Below are 17,115 nucleotides of genomic sequence, written 5' to 3'. Positions count from 1 at the left end.
AACGACACCACCACGAGACCCGGCGATGGACGACACGACCCGCACGCTCCACGAGTACGAGCAGATCCGACAGCTGAAGTACCGGTATTTCCGCGCGGTCGACACGCACGACTGGGCGCTGCTCGCGGATTGCCTGACCGAAGACTGCGAGGCGCGGCTGTATGGCGGCCGCTATGCGTACGACGGCCGCGACGCGTTCGTGTCGAGCCTGCGCGCGCTGATCGGCAAGCCGACCTTCCTGACGATGCATCACGGCCATCACCCCGAGCTCACGCTGGTCTCGGCCGATCACGCGTGCGGCGTGTGGTTTCTCGAGGATCACGCGATCAATCTTGAGGATGACTACCTGCTGCACGGCACCGCGTTCTACGACGACCAGTACGTGAAACGCGATGGTGTGTGGCGCATTCACGCGACACGCCACGAGCGGCTGTTCGAAACCGTTACGTCACCGATTCCGCCGTCGTTCACGCTGACCGCGAACCGGTTCGCACCGGGCGCGCATCAGACGGCCGGGTCGACTGAAGCCGCTTCCTGAATCCCGGCGGCGATGCCGCCGATCCTGTCATTTCCCTCTGGAGCCGGAGCAATGGAGAAAGTCATTTACGTGTTGTGGCGCGATACGCAGGCCGCGCCCGATCAGTGGAGCCGCACGGTGCGCGCGCAGCTAGCCGACAAGCTGCTGTCGCTCGGTGCGCACGGCGTGCAGGTGAACGTCGCCGATGCGGATGTCGCGCCGGCCGCCGGCCTGAAGCAGACCAACACGCACCCGGGCATCGACGGGATCGTCGCGGTGTGGGTCGATAGCGCGAATGCGATGTTCCGCCAGCCGTTCGACGACGCGGTGCGCGCCGTGGTCCCGCACATGGCGGCGTATCTCGTCACCGAGTCGCAGCCGATTCCGAATACGCGCTTTCCGGCGCGACCGGGCGAGCGGACGACGGGTTTTTCGCAGCTCGCGTTTTTGAAGCGGCCGCCTCGGCTGACGCACGAAGCGTGGCTAGACGTGTGGCACGGGCATCACACGCGCGTCGCGATCGATACGCAGGACAACTTCCTGTACGTGCAGAACGTCGTCGTGCGCGCGCTCACGCATGCGGCGCCGGGGTACGACGCGATCGTCGAGGAATGCTTCCCCGCTGCGGCGATGACCGATCCGCATGCGTTCTTCGATGCGGTCGGTGATGACGAGAAGTTTCAGCGGAATGTAGCGGAGATGATGGACAGCTGCGGGCGCTTCATTGACTTCGACAAGATCGATGTGGTGCCGACGAGTCAGTATGTGGTGAAGGCGGTGCGGGGGTGAGCTGGAGTGATCGCACGGTGCGGTCGCCCTATTCCCGATTGACTGCCGTGTTCCATTTTGAGCCGGAGGAGCGTCGCCAACACACAACGGCTCGCTCCAATCGATAGTTGAACGTGGGGCACTGCGGCGAACGCCTGAATGCTGGCGAGTACTACCGGACGCGAACGGATTCGGGTGCCCGCCGCAATAGATGATCACATCGTTTCGCAACGTTCATTGAATCACCTGTCGTTACCGTCGAGGAGGAGCAGATCCATCGGCGGCGTCCGCGACAGGCTGGCCGTCACGTGCCTGGATCGCTTCTATCGCCGCCTGAGCCGAAATCTTCACATCGCGCTTGCGCGACTTTAGATTCTGCGTGATGGCAGGCAACGCTTTGCACGTGCCAATCCGGTTGAGCGTGGATTGACAGTAGATGACGTCGTAGGGATCTGAAGTGGTCGCGAGAATCTCCAGCAACTCGTCTTCAGCCTGGGGGTTTGCGCAACCATTGAGTGACCGTATTGCGGAATGCCTCACGAGCCAGCGCTTGTCCTTGAGAAGTGGAAACAGGGGCCGGACATCGACGCCTCCCGGCTTCGGGATGTCAGCAAGCCGATCAAGGAGACTTGCCAGCGCATACTTGTCCGGCTCTCTGGACGAGTATTCGATCAGGCGTACCGCGCACTCGCCGCTGAGACAGTTCTTTCCGATCTTGCCGATGATGAAGTACGCTGCAGACCGCTGCTCCTTTTTGGGCTTCTGGCCGAGGAATACATCGAGTTCATCAACCAGAGACATGTCGCCAAGCAGTTCCGCTTCGCGATGTGCCTGCCAAGAGATGGAATCGTCCGAGCTAACGAAGTCCTGACGATCTGTCATCCGTTGAATTAGCTCGAGTAGCGCTTGTCGCATCACCGCACCCTTCGAAAAGAAATGACGACTCTAACAGCTTGGCCGTATAAACGAACCCATGAGCCGGTCGGTGCAGGAATGGTCACCGATCTGTGCATCTGATGCGAGTGACCGGCACGGGCCGATGCGGTCACGCTCGCGACAGCAGACACTCGCCGCCATCCGGCGGCTGCCGGCCCGCTACAGGCTGCCCCGACAATCGCATCGTATTCGATCGAGATTAGCGCCGACTCACTGCAAATCTGTGCACGAACGCCGAAACTGCCTCCACGACACCGTCCGCCAGTGGCAGGTCCGGGTTCGAATAAGCAGCGAAGTTTTCGTGCAGATCCGCCGTGCGGACGGCCTTGAGAACGTGATTGGCGTCGGCGATCAGCGCCATTTCGGCCTGCGGATTTGCTCGCTGTAACAGTTCCGCGTCCTGCACGGCAACCTGGATATCCCGCGCGCCCTGCACGATCAGCACGGGCTTCACGTAATCGGCCAGCAGTGCTGCCGGGTCGATGGTCAATTCGCTGATCAGGAAGCGCTGGACTTGCGGCCTGAACGACGGCATGAGCGCCGGATCGATGTCGGTCGCGTCTACCCCATTCCCCGCTTCCAGGGAATCGAGGATCGACATTGCATTTTCCAGGATCGCCGCATTTGCAGGGTTCGACCGCAGTTGCTGCCTCAATACGGGCGCGAGCGGACGCCCCGCCGTGGCAACCAGGATCAGGCCGGCGATGTCGGCGGATTGCCGCGCCGCCAGCAACGCCACCAAACCGCCCTCGCTGTGCCCCAATACCCATACGCTGGAAGCACCTGTCCGCGCGCGGATGGCGGCTACCCACGAATGGACGTCCGCCGCGTAGTCGTCGATCACGACATCATTGGCATCCGGTATCGCCGACGCGCTGCCGTACATGCCGCGCTTGTCGACTCGTACCGACGCGATACCTTCTTCGCACAATCCTTCCGCGAGCAACCGATACGTCGACGCTTGAAGCCAGCTCGGCGCGTTGCCATTTCTGTCGGTCGGGCCCGAGCCCGGCACGATCAGCACCACCGGCATATCGCCGGTGTCCGGGGACAACAGCGTGCCCTTCAACGGACCGGCAGGGCCCGGCGCTTCGATTTCCGTCTGCATGGTATGCAAAAGCCCCCCTGGTCATGAGCTACCGACAATCGCTCCAACAGTGCAGCTCACGGCGCCTTGGCCAAAGCCAGAATGGCCGTCACCGCATCGTCCTCGATTCCCTTGATATCCGACGGAAACCGATTCCTTTGCGGTATCAACACGATGAGCCCCTCGATCTGCGCCGTAACGAGTGCCGCGCGCCGGATGCGCACCGCTTGTGGCAGCGCCGGGTTCACGGCTTCAATGAGGCCGGCGATCACGCCGCGTTGAAATTCATACCCCTCTTCAAGCATCTTCCGCGCGAACTCCTGCGTTTGGGCCAGTGCCCAGAAGTTCACGAACAGGCTTTGGGTCTTGGGCTGCTTGCTGTCTTCGAGCAAGAGTCTGACCACTTTCTCCAGCCGGCCCTCGGGTGTCAGCGACGTGTCCGCGCGCACGCCGTCGTACGTATTGGCGTACGCCTCCCGCGTCACGGCAAGGATCGCCTCGAAGATGTCTTCGCGCGTGGGAAAGTAGTGCTGCAGGTTCGACAGCGCCAACCCGGCTTTTGCCGCGACCTTCCTCATGGTCAGCCCGCCGTAGCCTTCGTCCACGAAGATCTCGATCGCACTGGCCATAATCTTGTTCACAGCGTTCTTGCCGCGTTCGGTCAAGACGCGTCCGTTATCGAGAGCCGCCCTCTTCAAGAATTCCTCCTGCTGCCCCGTGAGCGCATGCCCGGGGCGATGGTGCTGATGGCGCGTCAGCGCCGCTGATGCCCGGTCGCAGACCAACCACGCCGCATCCGCTCCGCGCACGGAAGTGGTGATATAGGTTGGTCGACCGGATTTTGCAAAACATCGATGCCCCACACGCGGCCGTGTCGGTTCCACTGCAGGGACCGCAAGGCGGAACCTGACGGCGACATTCTACGCAGGATTGGAAATCCGGGGAGAAGCACCGACGTCGCTTGACGAGCGTACACATGACTTGTTCGATACCCGTCACAAAATGGGTCGATCGACACATTCTCGTCGATGCGCCTGAACGTCCTTGACTCCCCGCGCTCCCGTCCCTTTGCCACGCCCATGACAAAAAGTCTATAATTTGACAATCCATCGACCGGCACGCCGAAGCATACGAACCCGAGCGCGCCCCCGATTCCCCGGCCCAATTTGCCCGGAGCGACATGAGCGACTACCCCGTTTTCGACACGCTTTGCGATCTGCTGAACACGTCCGGCGCGCGGTTCCGTGTGCTGGAGCATCCGGCCGAAGGGAAATCCGACGCCATCGCCGCGCTGCGCGGCACGCGCCCCGAACAGGGCGCGAAGGCGATGCTCTGCACGTTCAAGGATGGCGGAAACACCACCGCGCTCGCGGTGATTCCCGGCCATCTGAAGATCGATTTCCGCAAGGTCGCCGATGCGGTCGGCCGCCGCAAGGCCACCCTCGCGTCGCCCGACCTCGCGGCCACCGTCACGCGCTGCGTGATGGGCGCCGTGCCGCCGTTCGTGTTCGACGCCAGCGTGACGCTCGTCGTCGACCCCGCCCTGGTCGAACGCAACACCGAGATCGCTTTCAACGCGGGCCGCCTCGACCGCTCCGTCGTGCTCGACGCGGCCGACTACGTGCGGATCGCGCAGCCGCTGCTCGCCGACATCACGCGGCCGGAAGCCGCGGAAGGCGAGTAACACGCCGGTTGCCCCTTCCCCCGCAGCCGTCGCATCGATCCGAAACCTGACCGCGAAACCATCATGACCACTACCCGGAAACTCGTGCTGTCCGAACAGGCGTCGCTGATCGAACAGGTGCAGCGCATCGCCGAAGGGCTCGGTGCGATGTTCGCGCCGTTCACCGAGGTCGTGGTTCACGACCTGCGCACGCCGAAGCACGCGATCCTCGCGATCCACAACAACCTGTCGGGGCGCGCCGTCGGCGATCCCGCGACCGAGCTCGGCCTCGCCCGCATCGCGGACGACGATTTCCCGCCCGTGCTCGCGAACTACCCGAACCGCTTCGCCGACGGCCGCACCGCGAAAAGCACGTCGATCGGCATCAAGGATTCGACCGGCCGCTATGTGGCCGCGCTGTGCCTGAATGCCGACGTCACGCTGTTCCGCGGCTTCCAGGGCATGCTGAACCAGTTCTGCAGCACGGACGGCGAAGCCGTCGCGGAAACGCTCGATCCGGCCGGCGCGGACGCGATCCGCCAACGCATCGACGCATTCGCGATGCGCCTCGCGACGACGCCGCGCGAACTGAAGACCGACCAGCGCCGCGAGCTGATGCAGACGCTGAAGGCCGACGGTTTCCTCGAAGTGCGCCGCGCGATGGAGATCGTGTCGCAGCATCTCGGCGTCTCGCGCGCGACCGTCTACAACGATGCGAAATGACGCAGGCGCGTGACACGCGCTGCTTTCCCGCTGAACGATTTCAACGACCACCAGGCAATCCATGAACGCTCCGACTCTCCCCACCTACGACGACGTTGCCGCCGCCGCGGCCCGGCTCGAAGGCCATGCGCACCGCACACCGGTGATGACGTCGCGGACGATCGACGAAGCGCTCGGCGCGCAAGTGTTCTTCAAGTGCGAGAACCTGCAGCGCATGGGCGCATTCAAGTTCCGCGGCGCGTTCAACGCGCTGTCGCGCTTCGATGCGGAGCAACGCCGCAACGGCGTCGTCGCGTTCTCGTCCGGCAACCATGCGCAGGCGATTGCGCTGTCGGCGCGCATGCTCGGCATTCCCGCGACGATCGTGATGCCGCAGGATGCGCCGGCCGCGAAGATGGCCGCGACGCGCGGCTACGGCGGCAAGGTCGTGACCTACGACCGCTACACCGAGGATCGCGAGCAGATCGGCCGCGATCTCGCGGCGCAGCACGGCCTCACGCTGATTCCGCCCTACGACCACCCGGACGTGATCGCCGGCCAGGGCACGGCGGCCAAGGAACTGTTCGACGAAGTCGGCCCGCTCGATGCGGTATTCACGCCGCTCGGCGGCGGCGGCCTGCTGTCGGGCACCGCGCTCGCCACGCGCGCGCTGTCGCCGCACGCGACGCTGTACGGCGTCGAGCCGGAAGCCGGCAACGACGGCCAGCAATCGTTCCGCTCCGGCGCGATCGTGCATATCGACACGCCGCGCACGATCGCCGACGGGGCGCAGACGCAGCACCTCGGCAACCTGACGTTCCCGATCATCCGGCGCGACGTCGACGACATCCTGACCGCGACGGACGCGGAACTGATCGACTGCATGCGCTTCTTCGCCACGCGTATGAAGATTGTTGTCGAGCCGACCGGCTGCCTGTCGTTCGCCGCGGTGCGACGGATGAAGGACGCGCTGCAGGGCAAGCGCGTGGGCATCGTGATCAGCGGCGGCAACGTCGATCTCGAGAACTTCTGCGCGCTGGTGTCGGCGCCGGCATGAACGTCGCGGCGCGCATGAATATTCCGTCATCCGCGCCGCATCGCTCCTTCACGTCGCGTTAAGTTTCGCGCCCTAGACTGATGATGTTGTCCCGCAGTCAGTCGTGAAGGAGCCACCATGAAATCGCACGCGATCGTCGCCGCCGCCCTGGCGGCTGCTTCCCTTTCGGCGTTCGCTCAACCGGGCGTGACGTCATCCGGTTTCCCCGCAGCGTCGCCGCACGACGCCGTCGCGCAAGCGACGCACCGCTCGCCCGGCGCGTTGCCGCACGCCGGCTTCGTGCTCGCGAAGATCGATCAGAACAATACGCCGCCCGATCGCGGCGGCGACCCGAGCGGCCGTTCGCACTCCGGCATGCGCATGTGACGGCACGCGCCGGGCGCTGTGCCGCGCCCGGCCCTCAGAACGCAGGCAGCGACGGATCGCGTGACGCGAGGATGTCGTCGGTGCGCCGCTGCAGCGCGCCGTCGATCGTCTCCGGTTGCGGAATCAGCCAGTAGCGCCCGTCCCGGATGCCGTCGAACACCCGCGCGGCGAACGCGTCGGGCGTGAGCCCGTGCGCGTTCAGCATCGCGCGCATCGTGTCGACGAAGCCACGCACCTCCGGCCGGTCGTGCACCGCGCCGAACGGGTCGTTGAAGATGCCCGACTGCACGGGGCCCGGCGCAAGCAACGACACGCCGACCGGTGCGCCCAGCATCTTCAGTTCTCCATACAGCGATTCCGTCAGCGCGACCACCGCGAATTTCGTTGCCGAATAAGGCGACATCAGCGGGCTGGGCAGGAACCCGCCGACCGACGCGGTATTCACGACGCGCGCCGGCACGTTGCGCTCGAGCATCCGCGGCACGAAGCTGCGGATGCCGTTCAGCACGCCGTGCACGTTGATCGCGAAGCTGCGCTCGAAGCGTTCCGGCGTGATTTCCCAGCTGAAGCCGGTCGCCATCACCCCGGCGTTGTTGAACAGCAGGTCGACGCCGCCGAAGCGCTGCCAGGCCGCTTCCGCCAGCGCGTCGACGGCTTCCGGCCGGCTGACGTCGGTCGGCACGCACAGGACGTCGGTGTCGAGCGTCGCGGCGAAGGCGTCGAGCTTCGCCGGGTCGAGATCGGCCAGCACGACGCGCATGCCGAGCCCGGCGGCGTGGCGTGCGAGCCCGCTGCCGATGCCGCTGGCCGCGCCGGTGATCACGGCGGTGCCGCCGTCGAAGTGAATCGGGTTCGTCATGTCAATCAAAGTCCTGTCGGGTCGATGTGGGGATGCGCATACGCGGGAACCACCGGCGGCGGCAGCACCGTGCGGCCGTCGAGCGAGCGCACCGCGAGTTGCTGCGCGAGCGGGAAATGCAGGCTGTGCGTGACGAGGCCCGTGCGTTCGCGCGCCGGCAGGCGGCACAGCGCGAGCGCGGTCTCGGCGAGATACGCGACGTCCTCGGTCGGATAGCCTTCGGGGATGTAGCGCGCGGCACCGGGCGTGCGGATCGCCGTGCTCGGCGCGACGAGATTCACCGCGATGCCGTCGGCTTCGAGTTCGGCCGCGAGCCCCTGCGTGAAGCGCGACAGCGCTGCCTTCGCCGCCGCATAGACGGTCGCGCCGCCCGCGCGCGAGAAATCGTCGAACGGCCGCAGCGGCGGCAGCGCCGTCACCGAGCCGACGTTGACGATCCAGCCGGCGCCGCGGGCGCGCATCAGCGGGATCGCGGCCTGTGCCAGCGCGAACGGAATCCGCAGATAGTGTTCGATCGTCGTGTCGAACATCGTCATCGGCATCGCGTCGACGCACGCGTAGTCGGCCACGCCCGCGTTGTTGACGAGGATGTCGAGGCCGCCGGCGGCTTGCGCCGCGTGCCCGACGAGCGCGTCGCGCTCGGCTGCGTTCGACAGGTCGGCCGCCAGCGCAATCGCGCGGCCGCCGGCGGCCTCGATCAGCGCAACCGTTTCGGCGAGCGTGCCGGCGGTCGTCGCCGATGGCGTGAGGCTGCGCGCCGTCACGACGACGGTCGCGCCTTCGGATGCGAGGCGCTGCGCGATCGCACGGCCAATGCCGCGGCTTGCGCCCGTCACGAGCGCACACTTGCCGGCCAGTACGCCGGTTCGGATATCGGTCATCGTTGTCTCCTGTGTTGTGCGTGCGGGCCGCTCAGCGGGCGATATCCGCAACATGAAGCACCAGCTTCGTTTTCGCCTCGCCCGTTTGAACGAGATCGAGTGCGCGGGCCGCCTGTTCGAGCGGGAAACGGTCGAAGCGCGGCACGCGCAGCGCGTGCTTGTCGAGTTGCGCCGCGATCCGGCCAAGCGTGCCGCCGCTCGGCATCCGGCTGTAGGTCATCGCGGTGCGCAGGCCGCGTCGTGCGGCAACGGCCGCCGTCGCGGCGAGCCGCTCCGCATCGCCGGCCGCGAGCGTCATGATGTTCACCAGCGTGCCGCCCGGCGCCAGCAGGTCGAGCGCATCGGGCAGCGTGTCGCCGCCGACCGCGTCGAGCACGAGGTCGACACCGCCGGGCGCCCAGGCGCGCAGCGCCGCGGCGACGTCCTGCGCGCGATAGTCGATGCTCGCCGCCGCGCCCAGCGATTCGACCGTCTCGCGGTTGCACGCGGAACACGTTGCCGCGACGCGCGCGCCGGCCTGCACGGCAAGCTGGATCGCGAACGTTCCGACCGCGCCCGCGCCGCCGTGCACCAGCACGGTCTGGCCCGCCTTCAGCTCGCCGTCGTCGAACAGGCCGGCCCATGCGGCAAGCGCAGGCGTCGGCACCGTGGCGGCTTCCGCCAGGCTCACCGCGTCGGGCACGCGCACGACCGAGTCGTGACGCACCGCGACGAATTCCGCATACGCACCCCAGCGCCCCGCGCCGACGTCGGTCTGCGCGAACACGCGCATGCCGGGCGCGAACCCGTCGACGCCGTCGCCGACCGCTTCGACCACGCCCGCCGCGTCGAAGCCGATCACGAACGGAAACGTGTATTGCATGAAGGCGCCGAGGTAGCCTTCGCGGCATTTCCAGTCGGCGGGATTGATGCCCGCGTAGGCCACGCGGATCAGCACGTCGCCGGGGCCCGGCGTCGGTGCCGGCACGTCGGCCATTCGCAAGGTGTCGGAATGACCGACGCGGTCGATCAACAGGGCTCGCATCTTCGTGTCTCCAGGGTTGGTTTGATGTCAGCTCGATGTGAGCTGCGCGTCACGCCGCCGTGTCCGTCAGCAGGCTCGACGCGAGCGGACAGAACGCATGCGAGATCGCATCGACCGTCCAGTCGGGGCTTTCAACGTCGAACCGGCGATCGACCCAGCCCCAGTGATACGGATCCATCAGGTATTCGCCGAGCAGATCGCCGACGTGCGCGAATTCCTGCTGCCACACATGCGTCCACGCGCCGGGCGTTTCGATCCGGCTCAGGCGCCAGTTGCGGATGCCGGGCATGAACGCGGGCATCTGCAGCAGTTCGCGTTCGAGCGCGGCGATCTGCGCTGCGCCGGCCTGCGGCCGCACGCGCAGCATCAGCGTGCGCCAGACGCCGTCGCGCAGCGCCGGTTCGCGCAGGCCGCCGCCGATCGAGCGGCATTGAGCGCCATCGATGCGCTCGATGCCCGGCAATTGAGCCAGCGCCGCGAAATCCGCCGTGCCGTCGGCCGCCGAATCGTCGCGCAACACGTCGAGCGTGTAGTCGCCCGCGCCCCAGCTGCCGTCCAGATTGCGTGCCAATGCCACGCGTGTCGTGCCAACCCGCGCGTGCGCGGCTTCGTGCAATGCATGCTCGATCGCGCTCGCATCGCAATCCGAGGACACGAATACCTGTGCCGTGTCATGCCGCATGATCGACCTCCGTCAGCGCGGGCAGCGGCGCGTCGGCGTCCGTCATCACATGGCGACGGCGCAGGTCGCACAGCGCGTCGACCGCCATCCAGAATCCGACCACATCGGCATCCGTCAACGCACGCATCCGGTAATAGGCCGGCGCGTCGGCCACGTGCCAGGTCAGCCACAGCGTGCTCGGCTGCCCCGGCACCGCGACGGGCGGTGATATCCAACGGCCGGCCGCCGTCAGCCCGCGCGCCGCATGGCCCGGCAGGTAACGGTCGCGCAGCAGTGCAAGCACGTCGGGAATGCGCTCGGGCGCGAGCGTGATTTCGTCTACGATCTGGATCATTCGCGTGTCGTCCGTGGTCGTTCGTGACAGGGATGCGCAGCCGGCCTACGCCGTTCCGGCGAGGCCGAAGGCGGTCGGCGTGGATAGCATTCTTGCGTGGTGACGATTCGCAGCCCCCTACCGGCCCGCTCACCGCCCCCTGTCGCAACGATCAGATCGGGAAACTCATGAAACAGCGCGCCATCCCGGCCCGCAGCCGCGTCCTGCCGGGCCTCGGCGCGCGCCTGCTGAGCGAACTCACGCGCAGCGGCGCGCCGCCGGCCGACCGCGATGCGCAGCCGCCGCCACCGGCAGCGACGCCGGGCGATTTCGTCGCGCTGTATCGCGACGCGATCGAACGCCTCGAGGCGCAGGTCGCGCGCGGCGATGGCCACCCACCGATGCGCAAGCGCGAAGTCGACCTGATGTGCCGCTGCCTGCTGAGCTGCGCGACGCTCGCCGACGCGATCCGCTGCGCGCGCGAATTCGGCGAGATGCTGACCCCGCGCGCCGGCGCGCTGTCGCTCACCGTGCGTGACGGGCGCGCGACGTTCCGGATGGATTCGCTGCGCCGCACACGCAGCCCGGCCGCGTGCCTCGTCGACCTGACGGGGTTGTTCTGCTATCTGCAGCTGTTCGGCTGGCTGATCGGGCAGCCGCTGCGGCCGACCGACGTATGGCTCGGCCATCCGCGCCGCGACGACGCGATGCCGTTGCTCGGGTTGTTCAATGCGCCGGTCGAAGTGGGCCGCAAGACCTACGGCTTCGCATTCGATGCGGCGCGGCTCGAATGCCGTGTGGTGCGGCAGCCAGCCGAACTCGACGCGTTTCTCGTCGATTTTCCGTTTCGCCTGATCGATGCGGCGCCGGCCGTCGTGTCGTGGGCGCAGCAGGTGCGCGGTTTTCTCGACGCGGCGCTCGCGCACGAGCAGGCGTTGCCGGCACTCGCGGAGCTGGCCGTGTGGCTCGGCGTGAGCGAGGCGACGTTGCGGCGGCGGCTGGTGGCCGAAGGCAGCGGCTATCACGTGCTGCGGGAGCAATGCCTCTCCGAGGCCGCGCGCCGCTGCCTGCGCGAGTCGGACTGGCCGGTCGCGCGGATCGCCGCGCATCTCGGGTTCGGCGGCGAGGAAGCCTTCCGCCGCGCGTTCGTCAGGTGGACGGGTGTCGCGCCGAGCCGGTACCGGCGCGATTTCATCGCAGCGAACCATGCCATTTCGTCAGACATGAAACGCACCGCCGACGCCTGAAAGACAGGATTTCGAAAGTTTTTGCGCATCGATGACGTTTTTTCGCATCCGGGGGCTGTCCGACAATTGACGCGCCGGCGCGCACGCCATTACCCTTGCGCGCTGATGGTTCCCAGGGATGGGATCAAAAGGGAACGCAGGAGAGGCAGTGCCTCGAATCTGCGGCTGCCCCCGCAACTGTGAGCGGCGAATCCGTGCCACTGCGTGCCACTGGGAAACCGGGAAGGCCGGCGCGAATCAGGACCCGCGAGCCAGGAGACCTGCCATCGACCCGAGGTCCAAGCAGCCGCACCGGGCGGGGTGTCCCGATGCGCCAACACCGCCTTTGGCGGTGCCCGTTGCATGGACGGCCCGACCTCAGGATCCGCCCGATGTCCACTGTTACCGCATCCGCTTCCTCACCGGAAGCGTCGCGCCGGCACGCCGCCGGCATGCACGGCCCGCCTGCTCGCGCGCGTCGTTCTCTGTCGATCGCGTCCGCCGGCATGTGCCGCGCCGACGCCCGCGACCGCGGCCCGCTCGGCCCGCTCGCGCGATAGCCCGATCACCGATGACAAAACCGGCGCTGCCCGCCGCGCTCCCCCGATCGACGCATGCGCAGCCCGACCACAACGACAGCCTCATGAAGATTCGACACCTCCTTGCCACGTCGGCCGCGACCGCATTCCTCTCGCCGCTCGCCCACGCAGCCGGCGACACCGCGGTTGCGCAACCGGCCCCGGCCGCCGAAGGCGCCAACCTGCCGACGATCAATGTGACCGACACACGCCGGTTGCCCGAGTCGTTCGACCAGCGCTATGCGACGACCCAGGTGCTCACGCGCACCGATCTCGACCGGCTGTCGCCGAGCGACCCGAGCATCACGCAGGCGCTCGCGACGCTGCCCGGCGTGACCGTCTCGCAGAACGGCGGGCCCGGCTCGTCCGCGTCAGTCAGCATCCGCGGCTCGTCGGCCAGCCAGGTCGCCGTGTTCATCGACGGCATCCGGATCGGCTCGCCGACCACCGGCATCGCGCCTTGGGCGGACCTGCCGACCGAATCGTTCGAACGCGTCGAAGTGATCTCGGGGCCGGCCGCCGCGTCGTTCGGCGCCAATGCGATGGGCGGCGTCGTGCAACTCTTCACGCGCCGCGCGGCCAGCCAGCCGAACCAGACCACCGTGTCGTTCGGCGGCGGGTCGAACAAGACGTTCGACACGCAACTGCGCACGTCGGGCACCGTGCCGTCGACCGGGCCGCTCGCCGCGCTCGGCGGGCTCACCTACTCGCTCGGCCTGCATTCGTACAACACGGCCGGCATCGACGCGACGCGGCCTTTCGCGTACGGGCACGAGGCGGGCCGCAATCCGTACCACGCGCAGGATCTCGATGCGCGCCTCGGCTACGCGCGCGACAACTGGTCGATCTCGACGTTCGCGCTGTATCACCGGTCCGATCTGTCCTACGACAACCGCGGCTATGCGAATCGCCAGCTCGATCATCAGCTGACGACCGGTATCGCGTTCCACCTCGATATCACGCCGGACACGCAGTTCGACCAGTCGTTCGGTTATGCGAACGATCGCGGGTTCATCTACGCGAGCGATCCGACCACCCCGACCGACCAGATCAATTCGCAGCGCATCAGCACGTCGACGTCGTTGACGCACCAGGCGCGCGGATTCCATCTGTTCGGGCTGCCGCTGTCGGGCGAAACCAAGCTCGCCTACGACTTCACCCGCGAGCAGGCATTCCTGCCGGTCGACATTCCGAACGGCGTGCCGACGCGCAACGATTCCGCGTTCTCGCTGCATCAATCGGCGACGCTCGGCAGCGTGACGATGTTCCTCGCGGGGCGTCATGAAATCATCGCCGGGCGGTCGGTGAATACCGGTAACGCGGCGCTGTCGTGGGCGATCACGCCGGTGTACACGGCGCGTGTGTCGTACGGCAATGCGTTCAAGCTGCCGTCGTTCAACGACCTGTACTACCCCGGCTACGGCAATCCGAACCTCAGCCCGGAACGCAGCACGTCGGTCGAGGCCGCGGTCGATGCGAACACGTCGTACGGTACGTTCACGGCCGCGATCTACGATACGCGCGTCAGCAACCTGATCGCGTACAACCCGGCGACGTTCTCGCCGATCAACATCGGCCGCGCGCATATTCGTGGCATCGACCTGTCGTACAAGGGGACGATCGGCCGCTCGACGCCGGTGAGCGTCGCGGTCGGGATCCTGAATCCGCAGGACGAAACCAACGACTCGTGGCTCAACCGCCGGCCGCGCCAGACGGTCAGCCTCAACATCGATCACACGTGGGATGAACTGCACCTGCATGCGTTGAGCACGGGGGCGTCGTTGCTTTATGGCGGCACGACGTTCGACGATCCGGCCAATTCGACCTATCTGCCTTCGTATCTGACGGTGGGGCTGCGCGCGTCGTACCGGATCAATTCGCATCTGACCGTGTCGGCGACGGTGTCGAACCTGTTCGACCGGCAGTACATGACCGCGTATGGGTACAACACGCTCGGGCGGACGGCGTTCGGGAAGGTCAGCTACACGTTCTGACCGGGATGGGGAGGCTTCGCCGGATAGCTGGCGAAGCCTCCCATTTGAAATCGAGCATCCGATACCTGCGCCACCGGATGCCTGAAACGGGTGATGCCGCCCCCAAACCGGGCGACGGACTGACGGCTGACGAGCGACCGGTCTTTCGTCGCACTGCGCACGTTGCTGTCCGTATCAACACTGTTAGACTGCGGACGCCGTCCCCGCCCATGTACTCCACCATTCAGGATAGCGACATGACCGAATGCGCCCTAACATTCACCAGTCAGGTCGAATGGGAAAACTGGTTAGGGCAGAACGGCAGCACGTCGGCGGGAACATGGCTGCGCCTGGCGAAAAAAGGCGCCGGGCAGCGAACCCTCACCTACGAACAGGCGTTGGAAAGCGCCCTCTGCTATGGCTGGATCGACGGTCAAAAGCGGGCCGAGAGCGAGCAATACTGGTTGCAACGCTTCACCCCGCGCTCCGCAAAAAGCATCTGGTCCAAACTCAACACGGACAGGGCTGAAGCGCTGATCGCCGCAGGCAGAATGCGCCCGCCCGGCCTGTGCGAAATCGAGAAAGCGAGAAAGGACGGCCGCTGGCAGGCTGCCTACACGTCGGCAAGCAATTCGACCGTGCCGGACGACCTTCAGGCGGCCTTGGACGCCAATCCGGAAGCCCGCACGTTTTTCGCGACACTGAACAGCCGTAACCGATATGCCATCCTGTATCGGATACAGAATGCCAAGAAGCCGGAAACACGGGCGCGCAAAATCGGGGAATTCATCGACATGCTGAATCGCGGCGAAACCATCCATCCATAGACTTTTCGCTGACGGGAACGGCGCCAAACGGGGCAACTCGCCCGTCATGGCTGCTTCGGCTCGGCAGCCGGTAACGCAACGCGCATTCCCGAGCGCAGCGACTGGGGTGAACCATGGACCAAGGCGGTGACTTTATCGTGCGCACCATGTCGGCCGACGAAGTAGCGATGTCGGTCGAATGGGCGGCTGCAGAGGGCTGGAACCCCGGCCTGCATGATCCTCATTGTTTCAGGGAAGCGGACCCGGCCGGGTTCTTCGTCGGCGTCTGGCGCGGCGAACCGGTCGCGTGCCTCTCCGCTGTCGCTTACGACGAACGTTTCGGCTTCATCGGCCTCTACATCGTGAAACCCGGGTTTCGCGGCAAAGGCTTCGGCATGCGAATCTGGCAGCACGGCATGCGTTACCTCGGCGACCGCAACATCGGGCTCGATGGTGTCGTGGCCCAGCAGGCGAACTACAGGAAGTCCGGGTTCGCGCTCGCGTACCGCAACATCCGCTTTCAGGGGCGCGTGGACGGCATCGGGTGCGCGCACGTGGTGGCAGCGGCCGACGTGCCGTTCGAGCAATTGCTTGCCTACGATCGCGCATGCTTTCCGTCGGCGCGCGAGCGTTTCATCTCCACCTGGATCGCGCAGCCGGATGCCGTTGCGCTCGCGACGATCGACGCCGGCCGTGTCGCCGGCTACGGTGTCGTGCGCCGTTGCAGGACGGGCTGCAAGATTGGCCCGCTTTTCGCCGACGACGCGGGCGTCGCCACCGGGCTGTTTCGCGCGCTCGCGGCGCGAATGCCCGGCGAGGTCGTCGTGCTCGACGTGCCGGAAACGAACCCCGCGGCCGTCGCGCTGGCGGAACGGCACGGCATGACGAGCGTGTTCGAAACCGCACGGATGTACACGAAAGAAGCGCCGGCGATTGCGATCGACCGCGTGTTCGGGGTGACGTCGTTCGAGCTGGGGTGATCGTCATGGACATGGCTGTGACCGAATTCGGGAAATTGACATCAACCCAAAACCTAATACAATTAGCCTTTTCGCTAATCTGAATAGCATTCGCTATGGCACGCGCCGGCATCACCCTGGACAAACTCGTCGAAGCCGGCGCGCAACTCGCCGATGAAACCGGCTTCGAGCACCTGACCGGCGCGGCGCTGGCACGTCACTTCGACGTCAAACTGGCCAGCCTGTACTCCCATATCCCGAGCTTCGACGACCTCAAGAGCCGCATCGCACTCTTCGCGCTGAAGGAACTTGCCGATCGCGCGACCGACGCCTTGGCCGGCCGCACCGCCAAGGACGCGCTCACCGCGCTCGCCGACGTCTATCGCGACTACGCCCGCGAGCACCCCGGTCGCTTCGCCGCAGCGCGCCACCCGGTAAGCGCCGAACGCGCCGCCGAAAGCGCGGGCGGGCGGCTCGTCAGGATGACCTCGGCAGTGCTGCGCAGCTACGACATTCCGGAAGCCGAACAGGCGCATGCGATCCGTCTGCTCGGCGGCTTTTTCATGGGCTACGTCACACTTGAAAGCGCGGGCGGTTTCGCGCACAGCGCACCGGCTTCCGACACGTCGTGGTCGCGCAGTCTCGATGCGCTGGACGTGATGCTGCGCCACTGGCCCTCTGCCGCATGACTCGCCCAACGTCCAACGGAACCGAATCG

The 17,115-nt window shown here is 66.3% G+C and carries 19 protein-coding genes and 1 riboswitch; of the genes, 11 read left to right on the top strand and 8 right to left on the bottom strand.

What is annotated here, in order from left to right; genetic code table 11:
- The first annotated feature begins 25 nt into the window (after window positions 1-25).
- Both CFB45_RS22305 and CFB45_RS22300 read left to right on the top strand, forming a co-directional pair.
- Complete coding sequence (locus CFB45_RS22305; RefSeq protein ID WP_089427410.1) at window positions 26-538, top strand: nuclear transport factor 2 family protein; 513 nt, start codon at window positions 26-28, stop codon at window positions 536-538.
- A 51-nt stretch (window positions 539-589) separates the two neighbouring features.
- Window positions 590-1,306: an EthD domain-containing protein gene (locus CFB45_RS22300; protein WP_046547904.1), complete on the top strand. Its 717-nt coding sequence runs from the start codon at window positions 590-592 to the stop codon at window positions 1,304-1,306.
- Window positions 1,307-1,537: 231 nt separating this feature from the next.
- On the opposite strand, the gene CFB45_RS22295 is transcribed toward CFB45_RS22300, so the two are convergent.
- The 3 genes from CFB45_RS22295 to CFB45_RS22285 all read right to left on the bottom strand — a co-directional run bounded on the left by CFB45_RS22295 (window position 1,538) and on the right by CFB45_RS22285 (window position 3,973).
- Window positions 1,538-2,167: a HEAT repeat domain-containing protein gene (locus CFB45_RS22295; RefSeq protein ID WP_179255091.1), complete on the bottom strand. Its 630-nt coding sequence runs from the start codon at window positions 2,165-2,167 to the stop codon at window positions 1,538-1,540.
- Between the two features lie 253 nt (window positions 2,168-2,420).
- Window positions 2,421-3,329, bottom strand: a complete 909-nt coding sequence (locus tag CFB45_RS22290) for an alpha/beta hydrolase (protein ID WP_089427408.1) — start codon at window positions 3,327-3,329, stop codon at window positions 2,421-2,423.
- A gap of 56 nt (window positions 3,330-3,385) precedes the next feature.
- Window positions 3,386-3,973 (bottom strand): TetR/AcrR family transcriptional regulator, encoded by a 588-nt coding sequence (locus CFB45_RS22285; protein ID WP_144025221.1) that lies wholly within the window; start codon window positions 3,971-3,973, stop codon window positions 3,386-3,388.
- A 515-nt stretch (window positions 3,974-4,488) separates the two neighbouring features.
- Here CFB45_RS22285 and CFB45_RS22280 point away from each other — a divergent pair.
- The 4 genes from CFB45_RS22280 (at window position 4,489) to CFB45_RS22265 (ending at window position 7,096) form a co-directional block, all read left to right on the top strand.
- Window positions 4,489-4,992, top strand: coding sequence for a YbaK/prolyl-tRNA synthetase associated domain-containing protein (locus CFB45_RS22280; RefSeq protein WP_089427406.1), 504 nt, complete (start codon window positions 4,489-4,491; stop codon window positions 4,990-4,992).
- 63 nt (window positions 4,993-5,055) lie between these two features.
- On the top strand, window positions 5,056-5,694 hold the full coding sequence (locus CFB45_RS22275) for a helix-turn-helix transcriptional regulator (protein ID WP_011355097.1): 639 nt from the start codon (window positions 5,056-5,058) through the stop codon (window positions 5,692-5,694).
- A 61-nt stretch (window positions 5,695-5,755) separates the two neighbouring features.
- The gene (locus CFB45_RS22270) at window positions 5,756-6,730 is read left to right on the top strand and encodes a threo-3-hydroxy-L-aspartate ammonia-lyase (protein WP_089427405.1); all 975 of its coding nucleotides are present in this window, start codon (window positions 5,756-5,758) and stop codon (window positions 6,728-6,730) included.
- A gap of 117 nt (window positions 6,731-6,847) precedes the next feature.
- Window positions 6,848-7,096 carry a hypothetical protein gene (locus CFB45_RS22265; RefSeq protein ID WP_089427404.1) on the top strand — a complete coding sequence of 83 codons (249 nt, stop codon included), beginning with the start codon at window positions 6,848-6,850 and terminating at the stop codon, window positions 7,094-7,096.
- 34 nt (window positions 7,097-7,130) lie between these two features.
- Here the strand turns inward: CFB45_RS22265 and CFB45_RS22260 are convergent, their stop codons facing one another.
- Genes CFB45_RS22260 through CFB45_RS22240 form a run of 5 tightly spaced genes read right to left on the bottom strand, consistent with a single transcriptional unit; the run spans window position 7,131 to window position 10,876 of the window.
- Entirely contained in the window at window positions 7,131-7,955 is an 825-nt protein-coding gene (locus CFB45_RS22260) for an SDR family NAD(P)-dependent oxidoreductase (RefSeq protein WP_089427403.1), read from the bottom strand.
- 5 nt (window positions 7,956-7,960) lie between these two features.
- Complete coding sequence (locus CFB45_RS22255; RefSeq protein ID WP_089427402.1) at window positions 7,961-8,836, bottom strand: SDR family NAD(P)-dependent oxidoreductase; 876 nt, start codon at window positions 8,834-8,836, stop codon at window positions 7,961-7,963.
- Window positions 8,837-8,867: 31 nt separating this feature from the next.
- Window positions 8,868-9,860 (bottom strand): NADP-dependent oxidoreductase, encoded by a 993-nt coding sequence (locus CFB45_RS22250; protein ID WP_089427401.1) that lies wholly within the window; start codon window positions 9,858-9,860, stop codon window positions 8,868-8,870.
- Between the two features lie 49 nt (window positions 9,861-9,909).
- The gene (locus CFB45_RS22245; RefSeq protein WP_089427400.1) at window positions 9,910-10,542 is read right to left on the bottom strand and encodes a Dabb family protein; all 633 of its coding nucleotides are present in this window, start codon (window positions 10,540-10,542) and stop codon (window positions 9,910-9,912) included.
- Window positions 10,532-10,876, bottom strand: a complete 345-nt coding sequence (locus tag CFB45_RS22240) for a hypothetical protein (protein WP_089427399.1) — start codon at window positions 10,874-10,876, stop codon at window positions 10,532-10,534. Before CFB45_RS22240 ends, CFB45_RS22245 begins: the two co-directional genes overlap by 11 nt.
- 167 nt (window positions 10,877-11,043) lie before the next feature.
- Here CFB45_RS22240 and CFB45_RS22235 point away from each other — a divergent pair, with 167 nt between their 5' ends.
- The 5 genes from CFB45_RS22235 to CFB45_RS22215 all read left to right on the top strand — a co-directional run bounded on the left by CFB45_RS22235 (window position 11,044) and on the right by CFB45_RS22215 (window position 17,086).
- Window positions 11,044-12,102 (top strand): helix-turn-helix domain-containing protein, encoded by a 1,059-nt coding sequence (locus tag CFB45_RS22235; protein WP_089427398.1) that lies wholly within the window; start codon window positions 11,044-11,046, stop codon window positions 12,100-12,102.
- Window positions 12,103-12,191: 89 nt separating this feature from the next.
- Window positions 12,192-12,384, top strand: a riboswitch (cobalamin riboswitch).
- A gap of 340 nt (window positions 12,385-12,724) precedes the next feature.
- Window positions 12,725-14,653, top strand: coding sequence for a TonB-dependent receptor domain-containing protein (locus tag CFB45_RS22230; protein WP_089429091.1), 1,929 nt, complete (start codon window positions 12,725-12,727; stop codon window positions 14,651-14,653).
- Window positions 14,654-14,889: 236 nt separating this feature from the next.
- Window positions 14,890-15,459 (top strand): YdeI/OmpD-associated family protein, encoded by a 570-nt coding sequence (locus CFB45_RS22225; protein ID WP_089429090.1) that lies wholly within the window; start codon window positions 14,890-14,892, stop codon window positions 15,457-15,459.
- 113 nt (window positions 15,460-15,572) lie between these two features.
- Window positions 15,573-16,418: a GNAT family N-acetyltransferase gene (locus CFB45_RS22220; RefSeq protein ID WP_089427397.1), complete on the top strand. Its 846-nt coding sequence runs from the start codon at window positions 15,573-15,575 to the stop codon at window positions 16,416-16,418.
- A 95-nt stretch (window positions 16,419-16,513) separates the two neighbouring features.
- Window positions 16,514-17,086, top strand: coding sequence for a TetR/AcrR family transcriptional regulator (locus tag CFB45_RS22215; RefSeq protein ID WP_089427396.1), 573 nt, complete (start codon window positions 16,514-16,516; stop codon window positions 17,084-17,086).
- The last annotated feature ends 29 nt before the right edge of the window (window positions 17,087-17,115 follow it).

The sequence above is a fragment of the Burkholderia sp. HI2500 genome (genome assembly GCF_002223055.1).
Lineage (GTDB): Bacteria > Pseudomonadota > Gammaproteobacteria > Burkholderiales > Burkholderiaceae > Burkholderia.
This window is presented reverse-complemented; position numbering and strand designations above follow the sequence as displayed.

Excerpts from the sequence above, each read along its gene's own strand:
- CFB45_RS22305 (WP_089427410.1), top strand. The coding sequence starts at position 26 with ATGGACGACACGACCCGCACGCTCCACGAGTACGAGCAGATCCGACAG.
- CFB45_RS22300 (WP_046547904.1), top strand. The coding sequence starts at position 590 with ATGGAGAAAGTCATTTACGTGTTGTGGCGCGATACGCAGGCCGCGCCC.
- CFB45_RS22295 (WP_179255091.1), bottom strand. The coding sequence starts at position 2,167 with ATGACAGATCGTCAGGACTTCGTTAGCTCGGACGATTCCATCTCTTGG.
- CFB45_RS22290 (WP_089427408.1), bottom strand. The coding sequence starts at position 3,329 with ATGCAGACGGAAATCGAAGCGCCGGGCCCTGCCGGTCCGTTGAAGGGC.
- CFB45_RS22280 (WP_089427406.1), top strand. The coding sequence starts at position 4,489 with ATGAGCGACTACCCCGTTTTCGACACGCTTTGCGATCTGCTGAACACG.
- CFB45_RS22275 (WP_011355097.1), top strand. The coding sequence starts at position 5,056 with ATGACCACTACCCGGAAACTCGTGCTGTCCGAACAGGCGTCGCTGATC.
- CFB45_RS22270 (WP_089427405.1), top strand. The coding sequence starts at position 5,756 with ATGAACGCTCCGACTCTCCCCACCTACGACGACGTTGCCGCCGCCGCG.
- CFB45_RS22265 (WP_089427404.1), top strand. The coding sequence starts at position 6,848 with ATGAAATCGCACGCGATCGTCGCCGCCGCCCTGGCGGCTGCTTCCCTT.
- CFB45_RS22260 (WP_089427403.1), bottom strand. The coding sequence starts at position 7,955 with ATGACGAACCCGATTCACTTCGACGGCGGCACCGCCGTGATCACCGGC.
- CFB45_RS22255 (WP_089427402.1), bottom strand. The coding sequence starts at position 8,836 with ATGACCGATATCCGAACCGGCGTACTGGCCGGCAAGTGTGCGCTCGTG.
- CFB45_RS22250 (WP_089427401.1), bottom strand. The coding sequence starts at position 9,860 with ATGCGAGCCCTGTTGATCGACCGCGTCGGTCATTCCGACACCTTGCGA.
- CFB45_RS22245 (WP_089427400.1), bottom strand. The coding sequence starts at position 10,542 with ATGCGGCATGACACGGCACAGGTATTCGTGTCCTCGGATTGCGATGCG.
- CFB45_RS22240 (WP_089427399.1), bottom strand. The coding sequence starts at position 10,876 with ATGATCCAGATCGTAGACGAAATCACGCTCGCGCCCGAGCGCATTCCC.
- CFB45_RS22235 (WP_089427398.1), top strand. The coding sequence starts at position 11,044 with ATGAAACAGCGCGCCATCCCGGCCCGCAGCCGCGTCCTGCCGGGCCTC.
- CFB45_RS22230 (WP_089429091.1), top strand. The coding sequence starts at position 12,725 with ATGAAGATTCGACACCTCCTTGCCACGTCGGCCGCGACCGCATTCCTC.
- CFB45_RS22225 (WP_089429090.1), top strand. The coding sequence starts at position 14,890 with ATGACCGAATGCGCCCTAACATTCACCAGTCAGGTCGAATGGGAAAAC.
- CFB45_RS22220 (WP_089427397.1), top strand. The coding sequence starts at position 15,573 with ATGGACCAAGGCGGTGACTTTATCGTGCGCACCATGTCGGCCGACGAA.
- CFB45_RS22215 (WP_089427396.1), top strand. The coding sequence starts at position 16,514 with ATGGCACGCGCCGGCATCACCCTGGACAAACTCGTCGAAGCCGGCGCG.